At 69.4% G+C, this 18,248-nt stretch carries 15 protein-coding genes, 2 pseudogenes and 1 riboswitch; of the genes and pseudogenes, 9 read left to right on the top strand and 8 right to left on the bottom strand.

Going from position 1 to position 18,248, the window contains the following annotated elements; genetic code table 11:
* Positions 1-73: 73 nt before the first annotated feature.
* The gene (locus OG735_RS04545; protein ID WP_327321841.1) at positions 74-1,294 is read right to left on the bottom strand and encodes an MFS transporter; all 1,221 of its coding nucleotides are present in this window, start codon (positions 1,292-1,294) and stop codon (positions 74-76) included.
* A gap of 241 nt (positions 1,295-1,535) precedes the next feature.
* Between OG735_RS04545 and OG735_RS04535 the strand changes: the two genes are divergently transcribed.
* Positions 1,536-1,796, top strand: a complete 261-nt coding sequence (locus tag OG735_RS04535; protein WP_327321840.1) for a hypothetical protein — start codon at positions 1,536-1,538, stop codon at positions 1,794-1,796.
* 530 nt (positions 1,797-2,326) lie between these two features.
* Here the strand turns inward: OG735_RS04535 and OG735_RS41835 are convergent.
* The 6 genes and pseudogenes from OG735_RS41835 to OG735_RS04505 all read right to left on the bottom strand — a co-directional run.
* Positions 2,327-2,455 (bottom strand): annotated as a pseudogene (locus tag OG735_RS41835) (HAD family phosphatase); the annotation flags it as partial.
* A gap of 127 nt (positions 2,456-2,582) precedes the next feature.
* Positions 2,583-3,572 (bottom strand): glycine betaine ABC transporter substrate-binding protein, encoded by a 990-nt coding sequence (locus tag OG735_RS04525; RefSeq protein WP_327321838.1) that lies wholly within the window; start codon positions 3,570-3,572, stop codon positions 2,583-2,585.
* Complete coding sequence (locus OG735_RS04520; RefSeq protein WP_442812381.1) at positions 3,572-4,447, bottom strand: ABC transporter permease; 876 nt, start codon at positions 4,445-4,447, stop codon at positions 3,572-3,574. Before OG735_RS04520 ends, OG735_RS04525 begins: the two co-directional genes overlap by 1 nt.
* The gene (locus OG735_RS04515; protein ID WP_442812380.1) at positions 4,444-5,739 is read right to left on the bottom strand and encodes an ABC transporter ATP-binding protein; all 1,296 of its coding nucleotides are present in this window, start codon (positions 5,737-5,739) and stop codon (positions 4,444-4,446) included. The genes OG735_RS04520 and OG735_RS04515 overlap by 4 nt, the downstream gene beginning before the upstream one ends.
* The gene (locus tag OG735_RS04510) at positions 5,732-6,379 is read right to left on the bottom strand and encodes an ABC transporter permease (RefSeq protein WP_327321834.1); all 648 of its coding nucleotides are present in this window, start codon (positions 6,377-6,379) and stop codon (positions 5,732-5,734) included. Before OG735_RS04510 ends, OG735_RS04515 begins: the two co-directional genes overlap by 8 nt.
* Before the next feature lie 58 nt (positions 6,380-6,437).
* A pseudogene (locus OG735_RS04505) lies at positions 6,438-6,598 on the bottom strand (Lrp/AsnC family transcriptional regulator); the annotation flags it as partial.
* A gap of 349 nt (positions 6,599-6,947) precedes the next feature.
* On the opposite strand from OG735_RS04505, the gene OG735_RS04500 reads away from it, so the two are divergent.
* Positions 6,948-7,604 (top strand): hypothetical protein, encoded by a 657-nt coding sequence (locus OG735_RS04500; RefSeq protein ID WP_327321833.1) that lies wholly within the window; start codon positions 6,948-6,950, stop codon positions 7,602-7,604.
* A 156-nt stretch (positions 7,605-7,760) separates the two neighbouring features.
* A complete protein-coding gene (locus tag OG735_RS04495) occupies positions 7,761-8,618 on the top strand; it encodes an ABC transporter substrate-binding protein (RefSeq protein ID WP_327321832.1) in 858 nt (285 codons plus the stop codon).
* Between the two features lie 51 nt (positions 8,619-8,669).
* Here OG735_RS04495 and OG735_RS04490 read toward each other — a convergent pair whose 3' ends face one another.
* Positions 8,670-10,088, bottom strand: coding sequence for a short-chain fatty acyl-CoA regulator family protein (locus OG735_RS04490; RefSeq protein ID WP_327321831.1), 1,419 nt, complete (start codon positions 10,086-10,088; stop codon positions 8,670-8,672).
* Positions 10,089-10,450: 362 nt separating this feature from the next.
* Here OG735_RS04490 and aceA point away from each other — a divergent pair, with 362 nt between their 5' ends.
* From aceA to OG735_RS04460, 6 genes are all read left to right on the top strand, one after another.
* Entirely contained in the window at positions 10,451-11,740 is a 1,290-nt protein-coding gene (gene aceA, locus OG735_RS04485) for an isocitrate lyase (RefSeq protein ID WP_327321830.1), read from the top strand.
* A 132-nt stretch (positions 11,741-11,872) separates the two neighbouring features.
* On the top strand, positions 11,873-13,465 hold the full coding sequence (aceB, locus tag OG735_RS04480; RefSeq protein ID WP_327321829.1) for a malate synthase A: 1,593 nt from the start codon (positions 11,873-11,875) through the stop codon (positions 13,463-13,465).
* Positions 13,462-14,331: a 3-hydroxybutyryl-CoA dehydrogenase gene (locus OG735_RS04475; protein WP_327321828.1), complete on the top strand. Its 870-nt coding sequence runs from the start codon at positions 13,462-13,464 to the stop codon at positions 14,329-14,331. The genes aceB and OG735_RS04475 overlap by 4 nt, the downstream gene beginning before the upstream one ends.
* A gap of 187 nt (positions 14,332-14,518) precedes the next feature.
* A riboswitch (cobalamin riboswitch) is annotated at positions 14,519-14,715 on the top strand.
* 177 nt (positions 14,716-14,892) lie between these two features.
* Positions 14,893-17,217 (top strand): 5-methyltetrahydropteroyltriglutamate--homocysteine S-methyltransferase, encoded by a 2,325-nt coding sequence (gene metE / locus OG735_RS04470; protein WP_327321827.1) that lies wholly within the window; start codon positions 14,893-14,895, stop codon positions 17,215-17,217.
* Positions 17,218-17,433: 216 nt separating this feature from the next.
* Complete coding sequence (locus tag OG735_RS04465; protein ID WP_327321825.1) at positions 17,434-17,748, top strand: DUF6400 family protein; 315 nt, start codon at positions 17,434-17,436, stop codon at positions 17,746-17,748.
* Positions 17,735-17,992, top strand: coding sequence for a hypothetical protein (locus OG735_RS04460; protein WP_327321823.1), 258 nt, complete (start codon positions 17,735-17,737; stop codon positions 17,990-17,992). Before OG735_RS04465 ends, OG735_RS04460 begins: the two co-directional genes overlap by 14 nt.
* The last annotated feature ends 256 nt before the right edge of the window (positions 17,993-18,248 follow it).

Raw genomic sequence — 18,248 nt, 5'->3', positions numbered from 1 at the left:
GCCCTTAATCCCATTCACTCCTCAATGGAGTCTGATACAGGGACCAAGGGCACCGGCCGCTCCTGCGGTCCGGTCAGGAACGCAGATTGCGGACTTGCTTGTTGAGGAGGGGGAACAGGCAGGCTGCCATGTATGCAATGCCGCAGATGATGCAGATCTCTCTTGCTCCATATGCCTGTGAGAGCGGACCCACGGCAATTTGCGAGAGGGGGATCGCGAGAAAGGAAAGCAGGTCGTCATACGCGGCGACCCGCGACAAGCTCTCCTGCGGGACCGACGCCTGCAGTGTGCTTTCCCATGTGATGGCGGCAACCGAGAAACCGAGGCCCCCGATGAAGGCGGCAACAGCCACTACCCAGGCCTCGCCTGACAGCCCGAGAGCCAGGAGGGGCAATCCCGCGAGCGTGCCCCAGATCCGGCCGTCGCGAAGAGGGCGACGGAGCACGATCTTGACGGCGACGATGCTCATGACCAGCAGTCCAACAGCTCGTATGGACTGCACCGCACCCCACCCCACGGCGCCGTCCTCGTCCGAGACCACCTGCGGCCCCAGCACATTCCATGGGCCGACATTGAACGCGTTGATGAGGGCGAACGAGATGGCCATGACCACAATCCAGTGCAAGGACCGGAAGACGGACCAGCCGTCGACAAGGTCGCGCCACAACGGCTGACCCGCAGCCGGTGGCCGCGTCGCACCGGGTATTCGTGTGAATGCCAGCGCGGCCAGCACGAAGGTGATCGCGTCGACCGCCAGGGCCCACCCGCCCCCGATGGTGGTGACCAGGATGCTCGCCAGGGCGGGGCCCAGAATACGCACGGTGTTCTGAATGCTCGAAAGGAGCGCGTTGACGCGCTGAAGATCGTGCTGCTCGACGAGTTCGGGGACGATGCCGCGCAGAGCCGGTGAACTGAATGCGCCCACAACGCCGTTGACGAATGCAAGGCTGGCGATGAGCAACAGACTGTAAGTGTTTGTGATCAAGGTCGCGGCCATCGCCGCCATGAGGGACCCTGAGGCAATGTTGGTTGAAATCAGCAGCACGCGCCGACTCATGCGGTCGGCGACCGCGCCCCCCACAAGAAGGAGCACGAGGGTCGGAATCATGTCTGCCGCGAGGACAATTCCCAGGTCGCTCGCTCGGCCGGATTCTTGTAGCACGGCGAGGGCCAAGGCCACGGTCGTCATGGACGAGCCCGCCAGGTCCACGGTCCTACCGACAAAAAACCACCCGAAACGCCCTCTCAGTAATTGGCGTACGGGTGTGGGTGTTGTTTTCAAGGTGTCAGCCACGCGCCAATTATCGGGCACTTTCGAGAGTGACGGAAGAGGGAGAACTTAACAAGGTTGCCAGGATTGATCAGAGACTCGAAGAGTTCTCGTTGAAGGTGTAGCGGACGTGGGGGCCGTGGAAGTAGCCGGAACGATGTGGGGCTGGCGTTGGCGTCTGCGGAAGAACCGGCGGGTATCTGCTGCGAGTTCGGCCTGATTCCGTGCCCGGTGGCCTTTGGGGAGGCTGTGCTTGAGTTCGGCGTTGACGAGTTCGTCAGGGTTGAGCTCGGGCAAGTACGGCGGCAGGAAGCGCAGCCGACCGGCTGGTCACCACCACCCACGGCACCACCACGGCCACGGCCGCTACGACGCCTTCGGGCGCCGCACCACCGGCCTCGACGGCAGCAGCGTCGGCTACTACACCGGCGACCTCGTCCGGCAGATCACCAAGGGCGACACCCGTCAGACGTACGGCCTCGACGTGGCGAACCGCCAGGCGACGGTCACGGCCGAGATCACGTGACGCCCTTTGCTGCTGGGCGGCGGAGCCGCCAAGAGGGCGCTGGCTTGCATTGAGGGCGCGCACAGCACGTCGTAGATCCGGTGCTGGTTTCGTGCTGACTCACACGGCCGATTCGATGGATAACCGAAGGTCGGAGCTCTGTTCGGATGAGTTGTCGTACCACTCGATGGTGGTGCCGATGAGGCTCGCGGCGACGATGCGCTTGAGTGAACTGGGAGCTGGTGGAGCGGTTGCGGGGGCGGCCATGGACACCACTTCCGGACAGTTGGCGGGGACGTTTCCGTGTCGCCACACCGTAGGAAGACGCAGGTCAGGGGCACATGTGGTGGGACACCACAGTTCGGAGGGTCAGTGTGCGCGCGACCACCATGACGGGAGCATGGGGGGCTGGGTCAGGGGGCGAATTGGAGTGAGGAAAGGGCCTATCGGAGTTGCGTGATTCGCCACGGGTTGGTGGCCTGGTGCTGATTCCCGTGCTGGTTCGGTGCTGACCTGAAACCCCACGTCAACACCCCTGATCACCTCTCCCGTGCTGACTTGGCGCTGACTGCGCAGCCGACCGCGGACACTCCCAGGCGGCGCGCCGCCTCCAGGAAGGCGTCCGGCGCGGGCTTGCCGTGCGCAACCTCGCCGGCCGAGACGGTATCCCGAGACTGGGCAGATGCTCACCGGCATCGTCACCAAGTGGCTGCCGGACGACCGGGCCGACATGCACCGTCGTGCCGTGATCTCTTCGGGGGCGGTGAGCTGGTTGTGATGGAGCTCAAGCCTGGGCGAAGCCGTCTGTCAGCCCTCCCGGATGAAGCCCTCCCGCACCAGCCAGCCCTTCGCCACCTCGTGCGGGTCCTCCCCGTCCACGTCCACCCGCGCGTTCAGCCGCTGGGCCTCCGCCCCCGTCAGCCGCTTGGTGATCGGGGCGAGGACGTCGGCGATGGCGGGGTACTTCCTCATCGTGGCGCTGTTCATCTCGGGTGCCGCGTTGTAGTTGGGGAAGAAGTGCCGGTCGTCCTCCAGCACCTTCAGCTCGAGTTCCGGAATGCGGCCGTCGGTGGTGGCCGCCACGCCGAGGGTGCAGGCCGCGCCCTTGGCGACCTGGGTGTAGACGACGCCGTCGTCCATCTTTTTGAAGTTCCCGCGCCGGAGGGCGAATCCGTACGTCCTCGCCACGCCCGGCAGGCCGTCCTCGCGCACCGAGAACTCGCTTCCGCCGCAGATCGTCGCCGCGCCCGGGTCCTCCTTCGTCAGACGTGCCACGTCGGAGAGAGTGCGCAGCCGGTACTTCTGCGCATTCGCCCGGTTCGCGACCAGCGCGTAGGTGTTGTTGAGCGGGGCGGCGGGCAGCCAGGCGATGCCGTTGCGGCGGTCCTCGTCGCGTACTGCCTCCCACTGCTCGTACGGGTCGACGACCGGCTTGGTGTGACCGAGGTAGGTGATCCAGGCCGTGCCCGTGTACTCGTACATCCCGTCCGCCGCACCGGACTTGACCGCCTCGCGGGCACCGATCGAGCCCTGGATGTTCGTCCGGTCCAGGACTTCCGCGCCGGCCGCTTTGAATACCAGCCCCATGATCTGGCCCAGGATGATCTGCTCGGTGAACTCCTTGGAGGTCACGGTCAGTTGGGCGCCCTCCAGCGGTCGCCCCTTCCCGATGGAGCCGGGCTGCACCGAGTCGGCCAGCGGGCTGCCGCTGGTCAGTCCGCAGCCGCTCAGCCCTGCGGCGGCGAGCAGCAGGGCGCCCGCGCCCGCGACGGCCGTCCTTACCCGGGTCAGGCGCATCAGTCCACCTCCAGGCCGCGTGGGCGCAGCAGCAACTCGACGAGCATCCCCAGCCAGTCCACGATCAGCGCCATGGCGACCGTCAGTACGGAGCCGAGCACCAGCACCGGCATGCGCTGGTTGGTGATGCCGGAGGAGATCAGGTCCCCGAGTCCTCCTCCGCCGCCGAAGGTGGCCAGCGTCGCGGTGCCGACGTTCAGCACGAGCGCGGTCCGTACGCCCGCCAGGATCAGCGGTACGGCCAGGGGCAGTTCGACCCGGAACAGCACCAGCAGCGGCGACATCCCGATGCCGCGCGCCGCCTCCACGAGTGCCGGGTCGATGGCCCTCAGGCCGGCCACGGTGTTGCTCAGCACCGGCAGCACCGCGAATGCCACGATGCCGACCAGGGCGGCTCGTTGGCCGATGCCGAGCCAGATCACCAGCAGCGCCAGCAGGCCCAGGGCCGGGGTCGCCTGGCCGATGTTGGCCACCGCGACGAACAGCGGTGCGGCCCGGCGCAGGACCCCGCGCGTCAGCGCGATGCCCAGCGGGATCGCGATGATGAGCACGAAGAAGGTGGAGATCGCGACGAGTTCGGTCTGCTGGAGGAGTGCGGTGCGCACGGCGCCGTCTGCGAGGGCGTTCCTGGCGATCGAGTCCAGCTCGGTGGTGCGGAGATACAGCGCGGTGGCGCCGAGGACGACCAGGACGAAGGCCGGCAGCGTCACCAGCTTCTGCCAGGTGATACGGGGCGGGACCCGGTCCAGTGCGGCGAGCCGGGTCACGGGCTCGTCATGCCCTGGCCCTGGAGCCGGCCCCGGGGCCGGGAACCCGTAACCGGCCTCGGGAGCGGCTCCACCACCGGCCCCGACATCGACCTCGCTCCGGCTCACGCGGGCTCACCCCGGCCGGTCGGCCGAGCCTCCTCGGCTCCCCGCTCGTCCGGCGCCCTGTGCATTGCGTTCAGCAGTGTCGGCATGTCCACCACGCCGGCGTACGCGCCGTCCCGTCCCGTGACCGCGACGCGGCCCGCACCGTCGGCCAGCAGCGCCTCCAGCGCGTCCCGCAGCGTCATGTCCACCCCGATCCGGCTCCGTACGGGGGTGCCCGCCGACAACGGCAGCGGCTCTCCGGCGGGTTGCGCACTCCGGGCGCGCGTCAGGTCCTCGCGTCGCAGCCAGGAGTGCGGGCGCCGCTCCCGGTCCAGTAGCAGCAGGTGGTCGGCCGAGGCGGAGCCCGCGTACAGCAGCTCCAGGACGGTCTCGAGCGGGTCGTCGACGGTGGCGGTCGGGACGTCGGCGAGCTCCACCTCCCGTACGCGCTTGAGGTGCAGCCGCTTCAGCCCGGCTCCCGCGCCCACGAAACCGGCGACGAAGTCGTCCGCCGGACTGGCCAGGATCGCTTCCGGAGTGTCGAACTGGACGATCTGCGACCGGTCGCGCAGCACCGCGATCCGGTCGCCGACCTTGATGGCCTCGTCGAAGTCGTGCGTGACGAAGACGATCGTCTTGCGCAACTCGCGCTGCAACCTGATGAGTTGGTCCTGCAGGCGCTCGCGGGTGATGGGGTCGACGGCCCCGAACGGCTCGTCCATCAGCAGCACGGGCGGGTCGGCGGCCAGCGCCCGCGCCACCCCGACCCGCTGCTGCTGGCCGCCGGAGAGCCGGCGCGGATAGCGGCCGCGGAACTCCCCGGAATCCAGCCCGACCAGTTCGAGCATCTCCTCGACCCGGTCCCGCACCTTCGCGCGGGGCCAGCCGGCCATCTTCGGTACGAGCGCGATGTTCTCGGCGACGGTCATGTGCGGGAAGAGGCCCGTGGCCTGGATGGCGTAGCCGATGGTGCGGCGGAGCGCCACGGGGTTGATGCCGGTGACGTCCTCGCCGCCGATGGTGATCCGCCCCGACGTCGGCTCGATCAGCCGGTTGATCATCTTGAGGGTGGTGCTCTTGCCGCAGCCAGAGGGCCCCACAAGGATCACGGTTTCGCCGGCCGCGACGTCCAGGGTCACGTCCTCCACGGCCGGGGCTTGGCTGTCCGGATAGCGCTTGGTGAGGTTGTCCAGCCGGATACTCGCGCCGGCGGCGGCCGGCCGGTCGGGCCCGGCGGATCGGGCGGATCCGCCGGGGCCTGCGGCGCCTGACGTCGGGGAGGTCGGTTCGACGATTTCGGCAGAGTCAGCCACGTATCCCCCGTGAGATGGTGAGCCGTCCGATCAGCACATACCCGGCGTCGAACAGCAGGGCCAGGACGACGATTCCGAGCGTCCCCGACAGCACGTCGTTGAGCGCGTTCGCACTGCCCAGGCTGGAGATCCCGCGGAAGATCTGGTTGCCGAGCCCGGGCCCCGAGGCGAAGGCCGCGATCGCCGCGATGCCCATCAGCATCTGGGTCGACACCCGGACACCGGTGAGGATCGGCGGCCAGGCGAGGGGCAGTTCGACCCTGAGCAGCTGGGCGAACCGTGACATCCCCATGCCCTTGGCGGCCTCGACGAGGGCCGGGTCGACTCCGCGCAACCCGACGACCGCGTTACGGACCACGGGCAGCAGTCCGTACAGCGTCAGCGCGATGACGGTCGGCGCGACGCCGAGGCCGACGACCGGGACGAGCAGGCCGAGGAGAGCCAGGGAGGGGACGGTGAGGATGCTTGCGGTCGTGGTGATCGCGAGGTTTCCCGCCCACTCGGTGCGGTAGGTGAGGACGCCGGTCAAGACCCCGAGCACCGTGGCGACGACCATGCACTGGAAGACGGCGCTGGCGTGCTGATAGGCGTCCACCAGCAACTGCTGGTAGCGGGTGCCCAGGTACTCCCAGAAGCTCACTTCTCGGTCCCTCCCTCAAGGCCGGTCCTCCAGCGGTCAGCGGTCCATACGGCGCCTGCCGCGAGGCCTGGCGCACCAGCGGAGTGATCCGGAGCGCACCGGATTCTCCGACGTGATCGCTGTCGAGGCCTGCACGATGCCATCGAATCCCACCATCCGGTCGATCACGCGCTGCAAGTCGGCATTCGAGCGTGCCACCAAACGGCACAGCATGTCACCACCCCGCCGGCGGCGAGGAGTACTTGGGCCGCGCCCGACGGGAGCCGCATCACCGGCTCAGCAAACTCGCACTGCTCGCCCCGCTGACCCACCCGGGCATCCGACACGACTCTCCACGGTGGTGGGGGAGTAGGAGCAGCTGTCGGACTACCTGCCATGGCAGTCATGGGGGGTTGTGCGCGGTTGAATCACCGCTTGCGGTTGGGCCGAGTTGGGGGGAGGCGCGGCGGCTGGGCGGGAGCGGGGGGTTGGGCGGACAGCCGCGCTTCGGCGCGTGCAGTGGCGGGCACGTGGCGGGTTCCTTGACCTTCGGCGAGTTCGAAGGTGACGTCCTGCGGCAGCCCTACGGGTGGCGGCGCTGCCTCTGACCGGTCTGGCCATCCAGGACCACTTGCAGGGGCGGTACGACACGGTGGCGGCCACCATGGACGAGGTGCTGCCGGTCCTGGAACGGGCCGACGACCAGTGGGGAGGCTCGCTGGTGTTGGCGCTGCGGTCGATGAGCCGGTTCATGCAGGGTGAGGTGCACACATCGTTCGCCGACGCGCGTGAGGTGGTCGCCGCGGCAGAGCGCAACGGCCGCCCGATACCGGTCAGCCGGCGCCTGGTCCCCCTTGCGGACGGGCATGCGGCAATCGGCGAACGGGCAGAGGCGCGGTCGGTGCTGCTGCGCGGTGAGGTATTACTGCGGGAGGCCGGCGACCCGCTGCTGCTGGCGTTGACGTTGATACGGCTGGGGTCGGTCGCTGAGGACTTCGCGGAGGCGGAACGCCGCCATCGCCAGGCGTTGGCGCTGCACGCAGGCATCTCGCGGCGTTCGGAGCCGCACCGCACGCGACTCGAGATGGCGATCCGGCGCCGCCTGGGCCAGTCGTACGCGGCGGCAGGAGCGCGGGCACGGGCCCGACGGGAGTTCCGTGTGGCACTGGCCGTGGAGCGAGCGGCGGAACACCCGGAGCTGCAGGAGGAGTTGCGGGTTTCGCCGGCGGAGGTGGACAGGGAGTGAGTCGGAGTCACCGGCGGGGCGCCGGGCGTCACCAACCGGGAACTTCGACGGTGCACAGCAGGTCGCGGTCGTCGTGCACGGTGTACGAGTACCAGTACTCGCCGTTCTTCCTGTGGTCGGCACGGTGAGCCGAAGGAGAAGCCCTAGGGTCGGAGAATGCGCATTGTCTCGCTGCTTCCCGCCGCCACCGACATCGTGGCCGAACTGGGCCTGATCGATGACCTGGTGGGCCGGACGCACGAGTGCGACTGGCCGCCCGCGGCGATGGAGTCCGTACCGGTTGTCACTGCCGCGGAGTTCTCCGCTGATGCGCTCAGCAGCCGCGAAATCTCCGACGCGGTGGGCGGAGCGGCGCATTCGGGATCCTCGCTCTACACCTTGGACACCGAAGCACTTGCCGCTCTTGCCCCCGAGGTGGTCCTCACTCAGGACCTGTGTGACGTGTGCGCGGTGTCGTACAGCGGGGTGTCCCGGGCGGTGCGGGTGCTGGACGGCGGGCCCAGGGTGCTGAGTCTGGAGCCCCGGACCCTGGACGACGTGCTCGACTGTCTGGTCCGGGTGGGGGAGTTGCTGGGCGTACGCGAGCGTGCCGAGCGGCGGCGATCGGAGCTGCGCGAGCGGCTGGCGGCGGTGGAACGGCTGACCGCCCAGCTGCCGCGGCCCCGTGTGGTGGCCATCGAATGGCTCGATCCGCTCTGGCCTGCCGGGCACTGGGTTCCCGAGCAGATTGCCTGCGCCGGAGGGGAGCCGCTGCTGGCGTCGCCGGGCGAGCACACCAAGCCGATGGAGTGGTACGCCGTACGCGCCGCACGACCGGACGTCGTCCTCGTCCTGCCCTGCGGCTTCGCGCCCGAGCGCACCCTGCGGGGTGGGACGAGCTACCCGCCGTGCGCAACGGCGAAGTGTGGGTCCTCGATGGCCCGGCGTACTTCAACCGGCCGGGGCCCAGAGTGGTCCGCGGTGCGGAAGTCCTGGCCCATGTCCTGCACTCCGTGCGGGCGGGAGAGCCCGTGACACCGTTGGAAGCCCGACGACTGTGTGCTTCCGGGGAATGACCGGGCGGGACTACCAGGATTGTCGGTCCGGCCCGTCTGCGACGGGATAGGGCACGAAGGTGCTGCTGTTCTCGTCGATGGTGAGCGGTCGGCCAAGAGGTGGCACGGCGCGTTGCGGGCAGTCGAGGCGTTCGCAGATCCGGCAGCCCATGCCGATGGGGGTGGCCGCGGAGGTGTTGTCGAGGTCGAGTCCGTCGGAGTAGACGAGCCGGGAGGCATGGCGGACCTCGCAGCCGAGGCCGATGGCGAACGTCTTGCCGGGCTCGCCCCATCCACCGCGGTGGCGGGTGACGGCGCGGGCGGTCCACAGGTAGCGCTGTCCGTCCGGCATGGCAGCGATCTGGACGTGGATCCGGCCGGGTGCGGCGAACGCCTCGTACACATTCCACAGCGGGCAGGTGCCGCCGGCACGGGAGAAGTGGAAGCCGGTGGCGGACTGGCGCTTGGACATGTTGCCTGCCCGGTCGACCCGGACGAAGGAGAAGGGCACACCGCGCAGGCGTGGCCGCTGAAGGGTACTGAGGCGATGGCAGACGGTCTCGTAGCCGAGGCCGAAGCGGTCGGTGAGCCGTTCGATGTCGTAACGGACCTCCTCAGCGGCACTGTGGAAGGCGCTGTACGGCAGGATCAGTGCGGCGGCGAAGTAGTTCGCGACACCGATCCGGGCGAGCGACCAGGTCGCGGAGCCCTCCGCGTAGTCCTCCGATGCGAGCGCGGACAGCTGGTCTCCGAACTCCAGCAGGGCGAGCTGGGTGGCCATGCGGAACGCCTGCTGGCCGGGGCGCAGTCGGTTGGACAGATGTAGCACCCGGGCGGCGGGGTCGAAGTGGTGCAGCCGGTCGGAATCCGTGGCCAAACGCACTCCATGCCGCTCGACGAGACGCGCGGAGAGCGCTTGCACCACCTCACCGGGGCGGACGCCGACACCACGGGCCAGTTCTTCGGCTGCGAGGTCGGCGTCATGGAGGTAGTTCTGCCGCCGGTAGAAGAACTCACGAATCTCCTCGTGCGGGGAGCGCGGCAGGGCCGGGTCCTCATTGCCGCGACCGTCGGCCGCCTCGGCCACCCGCTCGGCCAGGGCGTGGCTGCGCCGGCCGAGATCGAGCAGGACCGAGGCCACGGCCGGCATCCGGGATGCCAGTTCGGCGAGATCGGACGGCGACACCCGGGCAGCGGTGACCTCGTTCGCGAGCACTTCTCGCAGGTCCGCCACAAGTCGGCTGGTGTCACGCTCCGAGAAGAACCCCGGGTCGACGCCGAACGCCTCGGTCAGCCTCAGCAGCACCGGCACGGTGAGGGGCCGGGAGTCGTGCTCCATCTGGTTGAGGTAGCTGGGCGAGATTGCCAGGACGCGGGCCAGCTCTGCCTGGCTCATGCGCCGCTCCTCGCGCAGCCGCCGCAGCCGCGCTCCCGCGTACGTCTTGCTCATCCCGGCCCCTTCCGCCGCCCACAGAGTAAGCGCACAAGGCACCTCGCAGATCTTTGCAACCTTGGCAAAACAGCCAGTAAAGATTCGCAGAAGTTAGCAGACGGCCACGCTTGATGGCACTCAGTGCCACTGTCAGAGTCTGAGTGCGGCCCGCCGGACCCGGCGACCAAGCTGGCACTCCGAGCACGATTTCACGCCCTGACGTCGTGCATCTCGGCTCCCGGCTCGCTCGCCCGGACGCATTGCTCGCCGCTTCACCCACCGGGAGGGGCGGCGGGTCGCACCAAGGCCACGTCACTCAGTGACATGCCTTACATGCTTCACAAGAACGATCTGATTTCACGCGACCCCGGGAGACGGTCATGGCGCAGGCAGGGACGACGACGGCGACGGCCGAGCAGCTGGCACAGCGATGGGCGACAGACCCGCGGTGGAAGGGCATCGAGCGCACCTACACCGCCGAGGAGGTCGTCCGGCTCAGCGGCAGCGTCCGTGAGGAGCACACCCTGGCCCGGCGCGGCGCCGAGCGGCTCTGGCGGCAGCTGCACGAGCAGGACTACATCCACGCGCTCGGCGCCCTGACCGGCGGCCAGGCTGTGCAGCAGGTGAAGGCCGGTCTGCAGGCCATCTATCTGTCGGGCTGGCAGGTCGCCGCCGACGCCAACCAGGCCGGTCACACCTACCCCGACCAGAGCCTGTACCCGGTCAACTCGGTGCCCCAGGTGGTGCGCCGGATCAACAACGCGCTGCTGCGCGCCGACCAGATCGCGACCGCCGAGGGCGGCGCGGACACCACGGACTGGCTTGCGCCGATCGTCGCCGACGCCGAGGCCGGCTTCGGCGGCCCGCTCAATGCCTTCGAGCTGACCAAGGCCATGATTGCCGCCGGTGCGGCCGGAATCCACTATGAGGACCAGCTGGCCTCCGAGAAGAAGTGCGGCCACCTCGGCGGCAAGGTCCTCGTGCCGACGGCCCAGCACATCCGCACGCTCAACGCCGCCCGGCTGGCCGCGGACATCGCCGATGTGCCGACGCTGATCGTGGCTCGTACGGACGCGCTCGCCGCCAATCTGCTGACCAGCGATGTCGACGAGCGCGACGCGCAGTTCGTGACAGGGGAGCGCACCGCCGAGGGCTTCTACCGGGTGCAGAACGGCATGGCGCCGGTCATCGCTCGTGGTCTCGCCTACGCCCCGTACGCGGACCTCATCTGGGTCGAGACCGGCACCCCGGACCTGAAGCAGGCCCGCGAGTTCGCCGAGGCCATCCACGCCGAGCACCCCGACCAGATGCTGGCGTACAACTGCTCGCCGTCCTTCAACTGGAAGGCCGCCCTGGACGACGACCAGATCGCCAAGTTCCAGCGGGAGCTGGGCGCGATGGGCTACCGCTTCCAGTTCATCACCCTGGCCGGCTTCCACTCGCTCAACCACGGAATGTTCGACCTGGCCCGCGGCTACGCCGAGCACGGCATGACCGCCTATGTCGATCTGCAGGAGCGCGAGTTCGCCGCGCAACAGCAGGGCTTCACCGCGGTCAGGCACCAGCGCGAGGTCGGCACCGGCTACTTCGACCTGGTCTCCACCGCCGTCAACCCCGCCTCCTCGACGACGGCGCTGAGCGGCTCCACCGAGGAAGAGCAGTTCCACTAAGCATCACAGGGAGGGCCGGCCGAGCCGGACCTCAGCTCCCGGCTCGGCCCTCCCCGTCCAGTCAGCCCGTGTCCAGGTGAGCGCCGCACGGCCCTTCCGTCCGGCCCTCCCCGCTCCGCTGAGGAGACCTGCATGTCAACCACTGCTCTGACCAGCACAGTCCAGGTTCTCGGTGCACCGGGTGACCGTCACGACGAGATCCTCACTCCCGCCGCGCTGGAGTTCATCGGCCGCCTCGACGCTGCCTTTGCGGGCCGGCGTTTCGAACTGCTCGCCGAGCGCCGCCGCCGCACCGAGCGGATCGCCTCCGGTACCCCGCTCGACTTCTCGCGCGCCACCCCGGCCATCCGCACCGCCCCCGACTGGCGGGTCGCCCCGCCCGCGCCGGGCCTGACCGATCGCCGGGTGGAGATCACCGGCCCGCCCGAGCGGCGAATGACCGTCAACGCCCTCAACTCCGGCGCGAAGGTGTGGATGGCGGACTTCGAGGACGCCACCTCGCCCACCTGGGACAACATCATCGGCGGTCAGCTGAACCTGCTCGACGCCATCGAGCGCCGCATCGACTTCACCACACCGGAGGGCAAGGAGTACCGGCTCGGTGACGACCTGGCGACGATCATGGTCCGCCCACGGGGCTGGCACCTCACGGAGAAGCACCTCGTCGTCGACGGCCGCCCCGTCGCCGCGTCGCTCGTCGACTTCGGGCTGTATTTCTTCCACTGCGCACAGCGGCAGATCGAGGCCGGCCACGGCCCGTACTTCTACCTGCCCAAGCTGGAGAACCACTACGAAGCCCGCCTGTGGAACGACGTCTTCGTCCTCGCGCAGGAACTGCTCGACATCCCCCGCGGCACCGTCCGCGCCACCGTCCTCATCGAGACAATCACCGCCGCGTTCGAGATGGAAGAGATCCTCCACGAGCTGCGCGAACACAGCGCCGGGCTCAACGCGGGCCGCTGGGACTACCTCTTCAGCCTGATCAAGAACCTTGGCCACCGCGCCGACTTCGTCCTCCCGGACCGGGCCAAGGTCACCATGACCGCGCCATTCATGCGCGCCTACACCGAACTCCTCGTACGCACCTGCCACAAGCGCGGCGCCCACGCCATCGGCGGCATGGCAGCCCACGTCCCCAGCCGCGACGCCCAGACCAACGAGGCGGCGCTCGCCAAGGTCCGGCTCGACAAGGAACGCGAGGCGGAGGACGGCTTCGACGGCTCCTGGGTAGCCCACCCCGGACTCGTGCCCGTCTGCCGTGACGTCTTCGACAGCATCCTGGGCGACCGGCCCCACCAGATCGAGCGTACCCGCGACGACGTCGAGGTGACCGCCGACGACCTCGTTGCGGTCCGGCGCACCGCCGGACCGCCCACCTCCGAAGGGGTCCGCTCGAACATCGCCATCGCCCTGCGCTACTTCGACGCCTGGCTGCGCGGCAGCGGCGCCGTCGCGCTGTACGGGCTGATGGAGGACGCGGCCACGGCAGAGATCGCCCGCTGCCAGATCTGGCAGTGGATACGCCACGGCCTTGTCGAGCGTGACACGGTGGTCGCGCTGCTGGACGACGAGATCGCCGCTCTCGGGGCGGAGTACCCCTGGGCCCGAGTGGACGAAGTCCGCGCGATCTTCGAACGCACCGCCCTGGCCAGGGACTTGCCGGCATTCTTCACCGCCGACGCATACGCCCGCCACCTCGTTCGACGATCGGAAGTGCAGTCATGAACGGATCCCTCACCAGGGTCGGCGTGGTCGGCGGCGGCCAGATGGGGGCCGGCATAGCCGAGGTCTGCGCTCGCGCCGGGCTTGACACGGTGGTCTGCGAGGCGGATGCCACAGCGGCCCGCGGGGCCCGGGAACGTGTGGCACTGTCCCTCGAACGCGCCGTCCAGCGCGGCAAGCTGGACCGGATCTCCGCCGAAGACGCTCTGGCACGCCTTGTGTTCACCGGCAGCCTCGACGATCTGGCCGACCGGCAGCTCGTCGTCGAGGCCGTCGTCGAGAACGCCGACGCGAAGACCGAGGTCTTCGCGGCCCTGGACAAGGTCGTCGAGGATCCGGAGGCGATTCTGGCCACCAACACCTCGTCCATCCCGGTCATGCGCCTGGGCATGGCCACGCACCGCGCCGACCGCGTCCTGGGACTGCACTTCTTCAACCCGGTGCCTGTCCTGCCGCTGGTGGAGGTCGTGGCATCTCTGCACACCGCGCCCGAGGCGGTGACGGCCGTCGAGGAGTTCGCGACCGGCAGGCTGGGCAAGACGGTGGTCCGCTCCCAGGACCGGGCCGGCTTCGTCGTCAACGCCCTGCTCATCCCCTATCTCCTCTCGGCGGTCCGCATGGCCGAGTCCGGCTTCGCCACCGCCGCCGACGTCGACGCGGGGATGGAGCTCGGCTGCGCCCATCCCATGGGGCCGCTCAAGCTGGTGGACCTGATCGGCCTGGACACTGTCGCGGCCATCGCGGAGTCGTTGTACGACGAGTTCAGGGAACCTCTCTACGCCCCGCCGCCGCTGCTCCAGCGGATGGTCGAGGCGGGGCTGCTCGGCCGCAAGTCGGGCCGGGGGTTCCACACCTACGACCGGGGCTGAGGGGCCCGGGTTCGCCGCCGGGGCTGAGGGGCCCCGCGGCTGCTGTGGAGCGGGGCGCGGAGCGGTTTGACTGAGCTGCCCCGCGCCCTGCTGTGCTGCTCGTGCCTGAGCCACATGGCTCAGATCACCGTCCGGAATGTGAACAGCTGTATTCGTACTCAAGGGCTGCCCTCTAGGCTGGCCGTCGCAGCTGGTTCGCCCTGTCAGCCAGGCAGGAGCGTCGTAAGAGGGAACCCGGTGAAAATCCGGGACTGCCCCGCAGCGGTGAGCGGGAACGACCGCCGTCATACGCACTGGACCCGATCGGGTCTGGGAAGCGACGGCCAGTAGGAGTCCGCCGGGAGACCGGCAGACGTGCCCGCGAGTCCGAAGACCTGCCCGTTGCCCGTGCGCGACTCGATCGCGTGCGGAGATCCCGGTGACCTCGAGGGCGGGTCGGCGTACCTACCAGACGGACGGCCGCGCGCACGGCGCGAGACCGTGCCGTCCGGTTCGTCACCCCTTCGCGTTCTCTGCCCGTCGCCGGGTTCCACAGGAGACATACTCGCGAAGGAGAGTTCCGTGACCAGCTTGTCCACAGCCGCGGCAGCACGGGCCACCGTGTACGGCTACCCCCGGCAGGGCCAGAACCGTGAACTGAAGAAGGCCATCGAGGGCTACTGGAAGGGCCGCGTCACCGCTGCAGCCCTCCGGGAGACCGCCGCCGAGCTGCGCCGTGCCAACTGGCAGCAGCTCACCGAAGCCGGCATCCACGAGGTCCCGACCGGCGACTTCTCGTACTACGACCACGTCCTGGACACCAGCGTCATGGTCGGCGCGATCCCTGCCCGCCACCGTGCCGCCGTCGAGGCAGGCTCCCTGGACGGCTGCTTCGCGATGGCACGCGGCACCCAGGACGTCGCGCCGCTGGAAATGACCAAGTGGTTCGACACCAACTACCACTACCTGGTCCCCGAACTCGGCCCCGACACCGTTTTCACCGCCGACTCCACCAAGCAGGTCGCCGAGCTCAAGGAAGCAATTGCGCTCGGTCACACCGCCCGGCCGGTGCTGGTCGGACCGGTCACCTATCTGCTGCTGGCCAAGCCCGCCCCCGGCGTTGCCGCCGACTTCGAGCCGATCACTCTGCTGGACCGACTGCTGCCGGTGTACGCCGAGGTGCTGTCCGACCTGCGGGCCGCCGGCGCCGAGTGGGTGCAGCTGGACGAGCCCGCCCTTGTGCAGGACCGCACCCGCGCGGACCTGAACGCCGCGGCCCGTGCCTACCGCGACCTCGGTGGTCTCGACGACCGGCCCAAGCTGCTCGTCGCCTCCTACTTCGACCGGCTCGGTGAGGCACTGCCCATCCTCGCCAAGGCCCCCGTCGACGGTCTCGCGCTGGACTTCACCGAAGCCGCCGCGGCCAATCTCGAGGACCTGGCCGCGGTCGGCGGGCTGCCCGGCAAACGCCTGGTCGCCGGAGTCGTCAACGGCCGCAACATCTGGATCAACGACTTCGAGAAGTCCCTGTCCACGCTGGGCACCCTCCTCGGCCTGGCCGGCCAGGTCGACGTCGCCGCCTCCTGCTCGCTGCTGCATGTCCCGCTCGACAGCTCCGCCGAGCGGGACATCGACCCGCAGATCGCCCGCTGGCTCGCCTTCGCCCGGCAGAAGACCGCCGAGATCGTCGCCCTCGCCCGCGGTCTCGCCCAGGGCACCGACACCATCGCGGCCGAACTCGCCGCCAACCGCGCCGATCTCAACTCCAGGGCGGGCTCGGCGATCACACGTGACCCGGCGGTGCGTGCCCGGGCAGCCGCGGTCACTGACACGGACGGCCGCCGCTCTCAGCCGTACCCCGAGCGGGCCGCCGCCCAGCGTGCCCACCTCGGCCTGCCGCTGCTGCCCACGACGACCATCGGCTCCTTCCCTCAGACGACCGAACTGCGCACCGCCCGGTCCGATCTGCGTGCGGGAAGGATCGACACCGCCGGCTACGAGGGGCGCATCGAGGCGGAGATCCGCGAGGTCATCTCCTTCCAGGAGAAGACCGGTATCGACGTCCTGGTGCACGGCGAGCCCGAACGCAACGACATGGTGCAGTATTTCGCCGAGCAGCTGACGGGGTATCTCGCCACTGAGCACGGCTGGGTCCAGTCGTACGGCACCCGCTACGTCCGCCCGCCGATCCTGGCCGGCGACATCTCACGCCCCGAACCGATGTCGATCCGCTGGACGTCGTACGCCCAATCGCTCACCGACCGCCCCGTCAAGGGCATGCTCACCGGCCCGGTCACCATGCTCGCCTGGTCCTTCGTCCGCGACGATCAGCCGCTCGGCGACACGGCACGCCAGGTCGCCCTCGCCCTGCGCGACGAGGTCAACGACCTGGAGGCAGCGGGCAGTTCGGTGATCCAGGTCGACGAGCCCGCGCTGCGCGAAACCCTCCCGCTTCGGGCCGCCGACCACGGCGTGTACCTGGCCTGGGCGACGGAGGCGTTCCGCCTCGCCACAAGTGGCGTGCGCCCGGACACCCAGATCCACACCCATATGTGCTACGCCGAGTTCGGCGACATCGTCCAGGCCATCGACGACCTCGACGCCGACGTCATCAGCTTGGAGGCAGCCCGCTCCCACATGCAGGTCGCACGCGAACTCGCCGCTCACGGCTACCCGCGCGAGGCCGGCCCCGGCGTCTACGACATCCACTCCCCGCGCGTGCCCAGCGCTGACGAAGCAGCAGCCCTGCTCCGCAAAGGACTCGAAGCGATTCCGGCCGAGCGTCTGTGGGTCAACCCGGACTGCGGCCTGAAGACCCGCGGCTGGGCGGAGACCAAGGCGTCCCTCGAGCACCTGGTTGCGGCGGCTCACGAGGTCAGGGCTGAGCTTCGGACCGAGGCTTCCTGACTTAAGGCGGGTGCCGGAGCGGGGGACCGATGTACCCCGCTCCGGCACCCGGACAGGGGGGTGACCGCCCAGGCGCCCCGCGCACGCCGCACGACGAGCGATTGGGTGACACTCGTCCTGGGTCCATCCTTCGGGTGCCGCCGCGGTCGCCGACCTGTTGTGACTTCTCCCACCTGCTCTTGCCGGAGCGAGGATGGCTTACCTACGTTCGGTCGCATGTCCTCCCATGGCCCCACCCTTCCTGGCGAACCGGACGAACCCGCCTCAGCGAGCAGGCCCGCGGCGGACCGACCTGGCACCCCCGCACCGGTCGACTTCGCCGTCGACCTGGGCACACACGAAATGCTCCGGCGGACTCACGTCCTGGCCGCTCTCGGCCCCGACTGGGACCCCGTCGCAGCACTGCGCGGCGAGGAGGAGGCGGATGAGCTGCTGTACTCCGGCCTCAGCGCGGAGCAGCAGCGCCTGTACGACGAGCTGGTCTCGGCCGGTGTGCTCCCGCGGAGAGGGGGCGGCCATGCTGCCGCTTGACCCGCAGGCCGACATCGGGCGCCGCGCCTGGGTGGCCTGTCCGAACTGCGACGACCGCCGCGGGTGCGCCACATGCGAGCAGGGGCGTACATGCTCCGAGCACTGGCGCTACCTGCTCTCCAACACCGGCAGCCTGCTCCACCTACAGTGCCCGGCGTGCACCCACATCTGGACACATGAGACCCATTTCGGCGCCACCCGCTCCCCTTGGGAGCGCATCGCCCGCGGCCTGTGGCGACAGTGATCATTTAGGGCTGCCGGCGGAGCGGCGAGGTCAGCGTGTTCAGGGGTGCTGCACGCCTCGCCGGGGGCGCAGCTCCGCTTGTCCGCATGACGTGGCCACTGCCATCGCCCGGCGCCGGCCATGCTCCGTGACCGTTCTTGACATGTGGGCCGCGCGTCGAGCGCCTGCCGACGCTGCGCGAGCCGGAGACGGTCGCCGGGCTGGTGTTGGGGCCGTGCGACAGCGTGCGTTGACGCGATCGTGAACAACTGACGAA

The organism is Streptomyces sp. NBC_01210 (assembly GCF_036010325.1).
GTDB lineage: Bacteria > Actinomycetota > Actinomycetes > Streptomycetales > Streptomycetaceae > Streptomyces.
The sequence above is the reverse complement of the archived record's forward strand: the minus strand, read 5'-3'. Positions and strand labels throughout refer to the sequence as shown.